This is a genomic window from Bacillus sp. 1NLA3E (assembly GCF_000242895.2).
Classification (GTDB): Bacteria; Bacillota; Bacilli; order Bacillales; family Cytobacillaceae; genus Bacillus_BU.
In genome coordinates this window covers 1358207-1370416 of sequence record NC_021171.1, presented here as the reverse complement: position 1 = coordinate 1370416, position 12210 = coordinate 1358207, and the positions used below count along the sequence as shown (strand labels likewise).

Sequence of the window (12210 nt, the reverse complement as noted above, 5' to 3'; positions counted from 1 at the left end):
CAGGAAGGTCGCTCTTTGACCTTCTGGACGGATTGGCTTGTGACCTTGAGCCAATGGCACCTAGAGCTAGACACATTCTAAATAAAGCTTATTCAGCCTCGTCCCCAAAAATGATAGAATGAAAAGAAAAGCGTAAGAGCCCGTTTAGCGACGTATGGACTGGAGCACACCGACTGAGATAAAGGAAACACGAAGCGCGCCAGCGATTCGATGTTGACTTATCGTAGGGAGGTGAGTGAAGTCCACTAGTCGTTGGGCTCTGGAGCTGGACAAATAGAAATAGCGGAAACTGTCCGCAAGTAAAGGATGTCATGTAATATGTCTTTTGATGGAATATTTACTAGAGCGATCACAAACGAACTTTCCCTCGCACTTAAAGGGGGGCGAATTAATAAAATACAACAACCTTTCCCAAATGAACTCTTAATGGTGATTCGAGCAAACGGAAAGAATCATCGACTATTGCTTTCAATCCACCCGAGTTATGCCAGAGTTCAGCTAACAAATGAAGTGTACGAAAACCCTAATGAACCTCCTATGTTCTGTATGCTTATGCGTAAACATTTAGAAGGTTTTATTCTTGAAGATATTAGCCAGATCAGCTTAGACCGAATGATTGTTTTCGAAGTAAAAGGCCGAAACGAGTTAGGTGATATTTCCTGCAAACAATTAATTGTTGAAATCATGGGACGTCATAGCAACATTATCCTAGTGGATAAAGATCGAAACATGATTTTAGACAGCATTAAGCATGTTTCATTTGCTGTTAACAGCCACCGGGCTATTTTACCTGGGCAACCATACATACTGCCTCCAGCGCAGGATAAGGTGAGTCCATTCGATCTTAATGAAGAGGCAATACTTAGGACGTTAGATTTCAATGCTGGAAAGCTTGATCAACAGCTTGTAAGTAGCTTTGCAGGAGTTTCTCCACTATTGGCTAAAGAAGTGGTTTTTCAAGCTGGAATAGCCAATCGGGTGAGTTTACCCAAAACCTTTACCACCATGTTTCAAAAACTTAAAAATTATGATTATTCTCCAGCGATTACGATAAGTAAAGGGAAGGAATCGTTTTACTTATTTCCGTTGGAGCATTTGCAAGGAGAGACAAAAATCTTTCCTAGCTTAAGTGAAATGCTTGATCGATATTATTTTGGGAAAGCGGAACGGGATCGTGTAAAGCAAAAATCATCTGATCTTCTTCGCTTCATGATAAATGAAAAAGAGAAGAATGAAAAAAAGATTGTTAAATTAAAAGCTACATTTGCAGATGCTGAAAAAGCCAACGAATATCAACTTTATGGTGAACTATTAACAGCCAATTTGTATGCTGTTACAAGAGGGATGAAAGAAGTTCAAGTCATTAATTATTATGATGAAAACGGAGCAACCATAAAGATCCCTCTTGATCCACAAAAAGGTCCATCCGATAATGCTCAAAGATATTTCACAAAATATCAGAAGGCCAAGACAGCATTAGAAATTGTAAAACAGCAAATTGAAAAAGCCGAGCAAGAGGTGGGGTACTTTGAATCATTACTCCAACAAGTTGAAACGGCTTCTCCAAGAGATATTGAGGAAATCCGTGAAGAATTAATCGAAGAAGGCTATATGAAGGATCGACGGAAAAAGCAAAAAAAATCACAAGCTAAACCGCTGCTAGATAGTTATCAGGCCACCGATGGAACTGAAATATTGGTTGGGAAAAACAACAAACAAAATGATTACTTAACGAATAAAGTAGCTGCACGAGACGAAATATGGCTTCATACGAAAGATATACCGGGTTCACATGTGGTAATTCGTAGTCGCACACCACAAGAAAAAACGATCATAGAGGCAGCGGAACTAGCAGCTTATTTTAGCAAAGCTCGTACCTCCAGTTCAGTTCCCGTTGATTTTACCCTAGTCCGTCATGTGAAAAAGCCAAGCGGTGCAAAACCTGGCTTTGTAATTTACGATCATCAACAAACAGTCTTTGTAACACCTACGGAAGAAATAGTGCTTCAATTAAAAAAATAAAAAAGATGCTGACACTCAATTTATGAGCGGTCAGCATCTTTTTGTATACATATTTTCCTCGGTTTACTGCACTCTAATTTTAGGAGGTGGTTTGCTTGGACAAAACATTAGGCTATTTAAGAGAAACTTTATCAAACTATACCGAACAGTACTCGATCGGACAAGAAATCTATAATAAACTTAAGGAGCACAATTTTAAAAGTGAGGGTTCATTCGTAAGAGCCTTATCTCAGGAGGAAAGCGATTTTCTTAATCGAATTTTACCTGATGAAATAAATTATGCAAATGAAGAGCAGGATTCACTTCGCTCAAAGCAATTAAACGAAGTATTCGAGTTGCTTTTTTAAAGTTTATTTAACCGTTTTCGAGATTTATTTGCCGATCTTGCGAGTTTATTTGCTGTTTTCGAGATTTATTTGCCGATTCTGCGAGTTTATTTGCCAATTCCGAGATTTATTTGCCGATGCCACAATTTTGACAAATACACACACCAAAAAGAGGATAACCCTTCCGAGATTATCCTCTTCCTCAAAAATCGTAAATTAAGCGTTCTGTTTACCCCACTCAGTTGGGTCTTTTCGCCAAGCTACAAGAGTGTCCAAATCTGCCTCTTGAATGTATCCTTTTTCACTCGCCACTTTAGAAAGAGTCGTAAAATCAGTTAAAGAGTATGCAGTAATCCCAGCTTCCTTCAGCAACTCTTCTCCCTTTGCCAACTGGTAAGTAAAGATAGAAACGACTCCAAGCACCTCGCACTCTGCTTCACGTAGTGCATCCACTGCAGTGATAACACTGCCTCCAGTCGAAATTAAATCTTCGACGACGACCACTTTTTGACCAGCGACCGTTTTTCCTTCAATTTGATTGCCTTTACCATGACCCTTCGGTTTTGAACGAACATAGCACATTGGTAGATTGAGTAGATCACTAACCCATGCGGCATGAGGAATTCCTGCAGTAGCCGTTCCAGCAATTACTTCAGCATCAGCAAAATTTTCAAGAATGAGCTGTTTTAAGCCATTAGCAATTTCCTTACGAACAACAGGATAAGATAAAGTCAAACGATTGTCACAGTAAATAGGTGAACGAATTCCTGATGCCCATGTAAATGGGTCATTCGGCTGCAAGGCCACCGCTTCAATCTCTAATAATCTTTCGGCAATTAACTGTTTCATCGTAAAACTCCCTCCCATGCTTGTTTAACTCTAAAGTAACTCTGTAACGGATCTGCTGCTTGCGTAATCGGACGGCCAACCACAATGGCTGATACTCCTGATGCTTTGGCAGTTTCAGGTGTCGCGATCCGTTTCTGATCCTGCGTTTCATCCGTACTTAACCGAATCCCCGGTGTAACTGTTAAAAAGGATGGTCCAAGATTAGAACGAATCTTCCCAGCCTCCCAAGTTGAGCACACAACACCATCCATCCCAGCATCTTGTGCCACTGATGCATAGTGAAGAACAGATTCCTCAATCGAAACGGGAATCAACTGTTCTGTTCTCATTTGGGTTTCTGATGTGCTTGTCAGCTGAGTAACCGCAATACATTTAGGTCGGGCAAGACCACTTGGCGTACCTGCTGATAAACCTTCGAGAGCGGCGATCATCATGTCTTTTCCCCCAGCTGCATGGACATTGACTAAGTCCGCACCTAGGCGCGCAAGACCTTTCATCGCTTTATTGACCGTGTTAGGAATATCATGGAGCTTTAAATCGAGAAAGATTTGATGATCCTTCTCTTTTAATTCCGAGATAATGGCCGGACCTTCTTGGTAAAATAACTCCATCCCTACTTTTAAAAATAGTGATTGTCCTTCAAACGGTTCAAGAAACTGGAATACTTCCCGCTTTGACGCAAAGTCAAGAGCGATGATTAGCGAATTGTTCATGATGTTTCCCCCAGCTCCTTCCCGTACATTCTGAAATATGATCAAAACCTAATTTTTTCAACAATGGGGGTAAGTCCGTAATGATCGTTGGACAAACAAATGGGTCTACAAAATTTGCCGTCCCTACCGCCACAGCACTTGCACCTGCGTAAAAGAACTCGATTACATCTTCAGCAGACTGGATTCCGCCCATACCGATGATTGGAATCGATACTTGTTGGCTAACCTCGTATATCATTCGAATGGCGACAGGTTTTATTGCTGGCCCTGATAAGCCACCTGTTTTGTTGGCAAGAATGGGTTTGGCTGTTTTCAAATCAAGCTTCATACCTATTAGCGTGTTAATCATAGTCAGCCCATCTGCACCGCCTGCTTCGACTGCCTTGGCAATCTCAACGATATTGGTTACATTCGGAGATAATTTCACATAAACTGGAACTTCCGATACTTCCTTAACCTTGCGGGTTAGACTTGCAGCAACCTCAGGAATCGTACCAAAGGCAATTCCTCCCGTTTTCACGTTCGGGCATGAGATATTTAGTTCTAATGCATGAACATTCGGTGCAGTTGAAATTTTCTTTGCTACTTCAATATAGTCTTCTTCAGTAGAACCAGAGACATTAGCAATAATTGGAACAGAAAAGCGTTCCGCAAGCCATGGTAGCTCTTGTGCCATCACATGTTCAAGCCCAGGATTCTGCAAACCAATTGCATTCAACATGCCCGCTTCGGTTTCAGCCACCCGAGGGGTTGGATTACCAAACCGTGGCTCTGCTGTTGTCGCCTTTATCATAATCGCACCAAGCTGATTTATATCATATAACTGACTATATTCCTTGCCGAAACCAAAACAACCTGATGCTGGCATAACTGGATTTTTTAATGATAGACCTGGTAATTCAATTTGTAAGGAACTCAAATGACTACCTCCCCTGCCCGAAAAACAGGCCCGTCAGTACAAACCTTTTTGTAAGAATGGCCTGTTGGATCTTCCCCTGTATGACAAACACAGGCAAAGCATGCGCCAATTCCACAACCCATTCGTTCCTCTAATGATAAAAATACCTTTTTGTTTGGAAAATTAGCCTCTAGCGCTTTTAGCATGGGAGTAGGTCCACATGCATAAAGGGTATTAAAATCAAGCCCCTCTTTAACGATAACATCTGTTACAAAACCCTGATGACCGTAACTTCCATCAACAGTGGCCACATAGGTTGTCCCGAGTTCGGTAAACATTTTTTCATAAAATACAACATTTTCTGTTTGAAACCCGAGAATATGAATAACTTTTATCCCACGACTAACCAATTGACGTGATAGCTCATAGAGCGGAGGAACACCAATTCCTCCACCTACTAATAGAGCCGTTTCACCAACATTTGTTTCGGCAACCGGGAAACCATGTCCAAGCGGACCTAACACATCAACGGAATCTCCTGCAATTTTCTCAGACAGGAGCGTTGTACCCCGTCCTTCACTTCTATATATCATGGTGAATTGCTTGTTCTCCTTATCGATGCTGGAAATACTTATCGGTCTTCTTAACAAAGGGTCCAGACCATTGGATACTTTAAGATGAACAAATTGACCGGGATCGCCCATTTCGCGTGTGATGTCCCCCTGAAGCGTGAGCTCATACACCGATGCTGCTATTTCTTGTTGATCGATAACGATACATTGTTCTTTGTTTATCACATTAAGACCGCCTTTCGGGCTTCAACAGCCGTTTCCATCGCTTCCGCAGAGAACGTCATCGATTCAATGACTCTAAGAATGGCTTCAGCCGTATCAAGTGAGGTCAAGCATGGAATGCCGTTTTCAACCGCTTCACGACGAATTCGGAACCCGTCACTCATTGGTTGCTTCCCTCTAGTAAAGGTATTAATCACTAATTGCGCTTCCCCAGTTCGGATAACATCAAGCAGATTCAAATCAGTGGAATCGATTTTTTCAACCACGTTAACTGGGATAGCATTTGCTTTCAGATAGTTTGCTGTTCCACTAGTTGCCAAGAGTCGATATCCTATCGAAGCAAATCGTTTGGCAAGCTGTAAGGCTTCTTCCTTATCTTTATCAGCGATTGTTAACAAGACAGTCCCCGACTTATGAATCTTCATCCCTGAAGCAACAAAGCCTTTATACAATGCCTTTTCAAATGTAATGTCTTTTCCCATGACTTCCCCAGTTGATTTCATTTCAGGGCCAAGCGTAATATCCACACGACGTAGTTTTTCAAACGAGAACACCGGAACTTTTACAAAAACGCCTTTCTTCTCAGGGACAAGACCCGATTGGTAACCAAGGTTCGAAAGTGTTTGACCCAAAATAACCTTTGTGGCTATATTCGCCATTGGAACGTTGGTGATTTTACTTAGAAATGGCACAGTTCTACTTGAACGTGGGTTGACTTCTAATACATACACATCTTCACCCGCAACGACATATTGGATATTGAGCAATCCAATAATTCCTAACCCTCTAGCCAATTTTTCAGTATATGAGACCAATTTTTCTTTGACCGAAGCAGAAATTCTTTGAGTTGGATATACAGCAACCGAATCTCCTGAATGGACTCCCGCTCTTTCGATATGCTCCATTATTCCTGGTATCAAGACATCCTTACCATCACAAATCGCATCCACTTCAATTTCCTTACCTGTTAAATAGCGGTCAATCAAGACTGGGTCCGAATTTACCTTTACAGCGTTTTTCATGTAGTAAATTAATTCTTCTTCTTTTGTGACAATTTCCATTGCTCGACCACCGAGTACATAGGAAGGACGTACTAATACAGGGTACCCTATCTCCGTTGCAACTTTTACCGCTTGATCTACTGTTAAAGCCGTTTTTCCTTTAGGCATCGGCACTTGAAGTTTGGAAAGTGCTTGCTCAAACTTATCGCGATCTTCGGTTCTATCAAGATTTTCCAAGCTAGTTCCAAGGATTTTTACGCCTCGTTCAACTAAGTCTGCAGCAAGGTTGATCGCTGTTTGCCCACCAAATTGAACAATTACACCTTCTGGTTTTTCTAAATCGATAATATGCATGACATCTTCAATCGTAAGTGGCTCGAAGTATAATTTATCAGAAATACTGAAATCGGTTGAAACAGTTTCTGGATTACTATTAATAATAATCGCTTCATATCCCGCTTCCTTTATCGCCCAAACGGAATGAACGGTGGCATAATCAAATTCAATTCCCTGACCAATCCGAATTGGACCTGAGCCCAATACAATGACACTTTTGCGGTCCGTTACAATCGATTCATTTTCTTCTTCATAAGTACCATAAAAATATGGTGTTTCTGATTCAAATTCTGCCGAACAAGTATCAACCGTTTTAAAGACAGGAACAATCCCCACCGAAGTTCTCCAATTGTAGATCTCTAGCTCAGTCGAATTCCAGCTCGCTGCTAACACTTTATCAGAGAAGCCCATTGCTTTTGCCTTCCGTGCTACTTCAACATCGAAAGGTTTCTTTTCAACCTCAGCTGTATATTTAACAATTCCTTCAAATTTTTTAAGGAAAAATAAATCAATTTTGCTCCAGTCATGTATGGTTTCAATGGTAACGCCTCGTTTAAGTGCTTCAGCAAGATAAAATAACCGCTCGTCTCCTGCTTTGCGAATCCGTTTTTCCAACAACTCGTCATCAACTTGATCTGCTTCTTTTAATTCTAAATGATAGATTTTTGCTTCAAGTGAACGAACTGCCTTTAAAATGGCTTCTTCAAAGGTACGGCCAATCGCCATTACTTCTCCGGTCGCTTTCATTTGCGTACCGAGAAGGCGATTTGCTGATTCAAACTTATCAAACGGCCAACGCGGTATTTTTGCCACAATGTAATCAAGTGCTGGTTCAAAACAAGCGTATGTTTTTCCCGTAACAGGATTCATCATTTCATCTAAGGTAAGTCCAACCGCAATCTTGGCTGCAAGCTTGGCAATTGGGTACCCTGTTGCTTTTGAAGCAAGTGCAGATGAACGGCTAACCCGTGGATTTACTTCGATAATATAATAATTGAAGCTATCAGGATCAAGAGCTAACTGTACGTTACAGCCCCCCTCGATTCCTAAAGCTCGGATGATTTTCAGCGATACATTTCTTAACATTTGATATTCGCGATCACTCAAGGTTTGGCTTGGTGCGACTACGATTGAATCACCAGTATGAATTCCAACCGGGTCGATGTTCTCCATGTTACAAACCACGATGGCATTGTCGTTGGCATCACGCATTACTTCATACTCAATTTCTTTATATCCGGCAATGCTTTTCTCAAGTAAGCATTGATTAACTGGGCTGTATTTCAAACCGCTCAAAACAATATCGTTAAGCTCCTGTTCATTGTGGCAAATCCCTCCGCCTGTTCCACCTAATGTATAGGCGGGACGAACAATGACAGGATAACCAATTTCATTTACAAACTGATAGGATTCCTCTAAATTATGAACAATGGCACTTTCAGGCACTGGTTCACCAAGTTCATTCATTAAATCACGGAACAATTCACGATCCTCTGCTTGTTCAATCGCAGATAACCTAGTTCCTAATATCTCGACATTTAATTCTTCAAGGATTCCGGACTTAGCTAATTCAACAGCTAGGTTTAAGCCTGTTTGTCCTCCCAGGGTTGGAACAAGAGCATCAGGACGTTCTTTACGAATTACTCTTGACACAAAATCAACCGTAAGTGGTTCTATATATACGGCATCTGCAATTTCAGTATCAGTCATAATCGTGGCCGGGTTTGAGTTTACAAGAATAACTTTATAACCCTCTTCTCTCAAAGCCATACATGCTTGAGTTCCAGCATAGTCGAACTCTGCTGCCTGACCGATGACAATCGGACCTGACCCAATTACTAATATACTATTTATATCTGTACGTTTAGGCATTGTTCAGTACTCCCCCTTGTTTGTAAATGTCAACCATTTCTAAAAAGCGGTCAAATAATCCGTTCGTATCTTCTGGTCCAGGTGAAGCTTCAGGATGAAATTGGACAGTGAACGCTGGATAGTCTTTATGTTTTAAACCTTCAACAGTACCATCATTTAGGGCAACATGGGTAATCTCCAAGCGGGTACCAGAGATGGAATCTCCTTCAACTGTATAGCCATGATTTTGTGATGTTATCGCTACTTTTCCAGTTGCTAAATCTTTGACTGGATGGTTAGATCCTCGGTGACCAAATTTCATTTTTTCCGTGTTAGCACCACATGAAAGGGCAAATAATTGGTGACCAAGGCAAATGCCAAACACCGGAACTTTTCCTAATAATCCTGCTATCATCGCTTTTGCCTCAGGAACATCTTTAGGGTCCCCAGGTCCATTTGACAACATCACACCGTCTGGACTTAATTGTAAAATTTGCTCTGCTGTAAAATGATACGGAACTACTACAACATCACAATCACGTTTATTTAATTCTCTTAAGATACCGTGTTTCATACCAAAGTCAACTAGAACCACTCTGTTTCCTCTACCTGGACTGGCATAAGGAGCTACAGTTGAAACCTGCTTCACTTGATCATTTGCAAGAGGCTTAGCTCGTAAAGTTTCGAGAACCGTTTTGGCATCCTCATCTATATTACAAAATGCACCCTTTAACGTACCGTGATTTCGAATGATGCGCGTTAATTTTCTTGTATCAATCCCGGATATTCCTGGAATATTCTTCATCCGGAAGTACTCATCAAGCGACATTTGATTTCGCCAGTTTGACGGAAAGTCGCTTGCTTCCTTAACAATAAAGCCTTTTATAGCGGGTTGAATGGATTCAAAATCATCCCGGTTAATCCCATAGTTACCTACCAACGGATATGTAAGCGTCACAAGCTGACCACAATAAGATGGGTCGGATAAGATCTCTTGATACCCTGTCATTCCAGTGTTAAACACGACTTCCCCAATCGTATTAACATCACTACCAAACCCTTCACCAACTAAGATGGTTCCGTCTTCGAGGATCAATTGTCTTTTCATCTATCCACTCTCTCCTTTTTCCAAGCAATTTTTCCATCGGCGATAGTCAGAACTGGCCAGCCCTTACACTTCCAGCCTTGAAATGGTGTATTCTTCCCCTTTGAAAGGAAATTAGTCGGATCAATTTCTTCTTGATGCTCTAAATCAAGCAAGACTAGGTCTGCTATGGCACCTACCTCCACTTTACCGTATGGAAGACCAAATGCATTTGCAGGCTTTACTGTTAAATAATCAATCAATTCTTTAGTTGTTATGATTCCGGTCTCAACAAAGTGCGTATATAGAAGTGGAAAGGCTGTTTCTAAACCCACAATTCCAAATGGTGCTAGTTGCATCCCTTGGTTTTTTTCTTCAGTTGTATGTGGGGCATGGTCTGTTGCTATAAAATCAATCGTTCCATCGAGTAATCCCGCGATTAACGCTTCTTTATCCTTTTTACCTCTTAAAGGTGGATTCATTTTGAAGTTTGCATCTAATCCTGGGATATCCTCTTCACTTAATAATAAATGATGTGGTGTTACTTCAGCTGTTACTTTAATACCCGCACGTTTTGCATCCCTTACGGCTCTAACTGATTCTTTTGTGCTGATGTGACAGACATGGTAATGGCAATCAGCTGCTTCAGCTAGTAATACGTCTCGAGCAATTTGAACTGATTCACAAGCTGATGGAATCCCGTTCAAAGAGTTTCTTTGAGAAAATTCCCCTTCATGAACACATCCCTTATTAATCAAAGAATTATCTTCACAATGGGCAACAATTGCCTTACCAAGGCTAGCGGCTTTTTTCATTGCTTCTAACATCATGTTAGCAGTTTGAATCCCTACGCCGTCATCAGTAAATGCGAACGCTCCTGCTTCGGTTAACTCTTCAAAATTAGTAAGCTCTTGACCGAGTTCTCTCACAGTAATAGATGCATAAGGTAAAACCCGAATGGCCGCGGTTTCCTTAATGCGGTTGTTTAGTGCTTCTAAATGCTGTTTTGAATCTGGAACTGGTCTGGTGTTTGGCATTGCTGCAATGGTTGTAAAACCACCCCTGGCTGCAGCCAAAGTTCCCGTTTCGATTGTTTCCTTCTTCTCCCCACCCGGTTCACGAAGGTGGACATGTAAATCTATGAAACCAGGTGCGATTAAAAGCCCTGTTGCATCAATGGTTTCATCTGCACCCCTAGTAATTTCTGGTTTGATTTCAATAATTTTTCCTTCTTCTATATAAATATCGGCCTTATTTACTGTCCCATTCTCAGTAAGAAACTGACCATTTTTGATGATGAATGACATTTGCACTTCCCCCTTTTGAAAATTCAATTGCTCGTTTTAACACTGCCATCCGAGCAAATACTCCATTTTCCATTTGTTTGAAAATCCTTGACCGCTTACATTCGACTAGCGAGTCAGCAATTTCCACACCCCGATTGACTGGTGCAGGATGCATAATAATGCTTCCTTTTTTCATCCTTTGCTCTCTTTCTTCAGTTAAGCCGTATTTAAGGTGATAATCAAGTAAATTGCCTTCCTCTTTTTCATGGTGCCGTTCATGTTGAATCCTTAAGAGCATGACGACATCTGAAGTGGTGATTGCTTCATCCACTGGTTCGATTGTACACCCAGTTGGAAGAACATTTTCAAACCATTCTTCTGGACCTGAGAAAACAACCTTTGCCCCAAGACGCACAAGTGCATCAGCATTTGATCTTGCTACTCGGCTATGGAGGATATCACCGATAATCGCGACTTTTAAGCCTGCAAACTTTCCAAATTCCTGTTGGATAGTTAGTAAATCTAATAAAGATTGGGTGGGATGGTGACCACATCCATCCCCAGCATTAATAACTGAAAGATGAACCTTATTTTCTAGCTGTTCAAAAAAACGATCTTGCTGATGCCGTATGACCACTGCATCAAGTCCGATGGACTCAAGGGTTCGGACCGTATCGTACAAGGTTTCCCCTTTTAAAACGCTAGAACGGTTTGTTTCAAACGGAATCACTTGTAATCCTAATTTCCGCTCCGCCATTTCAAAGCTACTTCTTGTTCTTGTACTTGGTTCAAAAAATAAATTAGCCACAAAAGTGGGTTTCTCCGGTGTCCATAACTTCCCTTCGGCAAAGAGCTGTGCATCTTTTAAAATCTGCCTTATTTCATCGGTTGATAATTCCGTTGTTGTAAGTAAATGATTCATTTATACCCATCTCCTCGGTTGAAATCCTTTTCACCTGGCAATATTTATACAAAAAACACCCTGATTATGAGGAATCAGGGTGTCAAAAAATAACTCGCGAGCATGAATTGATAAAGTGGTTAACTTTC

At 41.1% G+C, this 12210-nt stretch carries 10 protein-coding genes; 2 read left to right on the top strand and 8 right to left on the bottom strand.

The window, feature by feature from the left end; genetic code table 11:
- Positions 1–318: 318 nt before the first annotated feature.
- Positions 319–2022, top strand: coding sequence for an Rqc2 family fibronectin-binding protein (locus tag B1NLA3E_RS06695; protein WP_015593080.1), 1704 nt, complete (start codon positions 319–321; stop codon positions 2020–2022).
- Positions 2023–2117: 95 nt separating this feature from the next.
- Positions 2118–2369 (top strand): sigma-G-dependent sporulation-specific acid-soluble spore protein CsgA, encoded by a 252-nt coding sequence (locus tag B1NLA3E_RS06690; RefSeq protein ID WP_015593079.1) that lies wholly within the window; start codon positions 2118–2120, stop codon positions 2367–2369.
- Between the two features lie 195 nt (positions 2370–2564).
- Here the strand turns inward: B1NLA3E_RS06690 and pyrE are convergent, their stop codons facing one another.
- Genes pyrE through B1NLA3E_RS06650 form a run of 8 tightly spaced genes read right to left on the bottom strand, consistent with a single transcriptional unit; the run spans position 2565 to position 12082 of the window.
- A complete protein-coding gene (gene pyrE / locus B1NLA3E_RS06685; protein WP_015593078.1) occupies positions 2565–3197 on the bottom strand; it encodes an orotate phosphoribosyltransferase in 633 nt (210 codons plus the stop codon).
- On the bottom strand, positions 3194–3910 hold the full coding sequence (gene pyrF, locus B1NLA3E_RS06680; RefSeq protein ID WP_015593077.1) for an orotidine-5'-phosphate decarboxylase: 717 nt from the start codon (positions 3908–3910) through the stop codon (positions 3194–3196). The genes pyrE and pyrF overlap by 4 nt, the downstream gene beginning before the upstream one ends.
- Entirely contained in the window at positions 3882–4829 is a 948-nt protein-coding gene (locus B1NLA3E_RS06675; RefSeq protein ID WP_015593076.1) for a dihydroorotate dehydrogenase, read from the bottom strand. The genes pyrF and B1NLA3E_RS06675 overlap by 29 nt, the downstream gene beginning before the upstream one ends.
- Entirely contained in the window at positions 4826–5605 is a 780-nt protein-coding gene (locus B1NLA3E_RS06670) for a dihydroorotate dehydrogenase electron transfer subunit (RefSeq protein ID WP_015593075.1), read from the bottom strand. Before B1NLA3E_RS06670 ends, B1NLA3E_RS06675 begins: the two co-directional genes overlap by 4 nt.
- Positions 5602–8811 (bottom strand): carbamoyl-phosphate synthase large subunit, encoded by a 3210-nt coding sequence (carB, locus tag B1NLA3E_RS06665; protein ID WP_015593074.1) that lies wholly within the window; start codon positions 8809–8811, stop codon positions 5602–5604. The genes B1NLA3E_RS06670 and carB overlap by 4 nt, the downstream gene beginning before the upstream one ends.
- Positions 8804–9898 (bottom strand): carbamoyl phosphate synthase small subunit, encoded by a 1095-nt coding sequence (locus B1NLA3E_RS06660; RefSeq protein WP_015593073.1) that lies wholly within the window; start codon positions 9896–9898, stop codon positions 8804–8806. The genes carB and B1NLA3E_RS06660 overlap by 8 nt, the downstream gene beginning before the upstream one ends.
- On the bottom strand, positions 9895–11181 hold the full coding sequence (locus B1NLA3E_RS06655) for a dihydroorotase (RefSeq protein ID WP_015593072.1): 1287 nt from the start codon (positions 11179–11181) through the stop codon (positions 9895–9897). Before B1NLA3E_RS06655 ends, B1NLA3E_RS06660 begins: the two co-directional genes overlap by 4 nt.
- Positions 11144–12082 carry an aspartate carbamoyltransferase catalytic subunit gene (locus tag B1NLA3E_RS06650; protein ID WP_015593071.1) on the bottom strand — a complete coding sequence of 313 codons (939 nt, stop codon included), beginning with the start codon at positions 12080–12082 and terminating at the stop codon, positions 11144–11146. The genes B1NLA3E_RS06655 and B1NLA3E_RS06650 overlap by 38 nt, the downstream gene beginning before the upstream one ends.
- Positions 12083–12210 lie beyond the last annotated feature (128 nt).